The organism is Mycolicibacterium sp. XJ2546, from assembly GCF_053483195.1.
Genome location: NZ_JBEFRW010000052.1, coordinates 1 through 651, shown reverse-complemented (window position 1 = coordinate 651; position 651 = coordinate 1). Strand labels below are relative to the sequence as shown.

Here is a 651-nt window from a genome sequence, read left to right as displayed (position 1 = left end):
CAGATAGGCAAATCCGTCTGGCATCAATCCTGAGAGGTGATGCATAGCCGAGTGAGGCGAATTCGGTGATCCTATGCTGTCGAGAAAAGCCTCTAGCGAGTCCATACACGGCCCGTACCCCAAACCAACACAGGTGGTCAGGTAGAGAATACCGAGGCGTACGAGATAACTATGGTTAAGGAACTCGGCAAAATGCCCCCGTAACTTCGGGAGAAGGGGGACCCCCACACCGTCAACCGGCTTGCCCGGGGCAGCGGGAGGGGGTGGCACAAACCAGTGAGAAGCGACTGTTTACTAAAAACACAGGTCCGTGCGAAGTCGCAAGACGAGGTATACGGACTGACGCCTGCCCGGTGCTGGAAGGTTAAGAGGACCCGTCAACCCCTTTCGGGGGGTGAAGCGGAGAATTTAAGCCCCAGTAAACGGCGGTGGTAACTATAACCATCCTAAGGTAGCGAAATTCCTTGTCGGGTAAGTTCCGACCTGCACGAATGGCGTAACGACTTCTCAGCTGTCTCAACCATAGACTCGGCGAAATTGCATTACGAGTAAAGATGCTCGTTACGCGCGGCAGGACGAAAAGACCCCGGGACCTTCACTACAACTTGGTATTGGTGCTCGATTCGGTTTGTGTAGGATAGGTGGGAGACT

At 54.2% G+C, this 651-nt stretch carries 1 rRNA gene; it reads left to right on the top strand.

Annotation, left to right across the window (positions count from 1 at the left end):
- Positions 1 to 651, top strand: a 23S ribosomal RNA gene (locus ABQE44_RS25785); the annotation flags it as partial.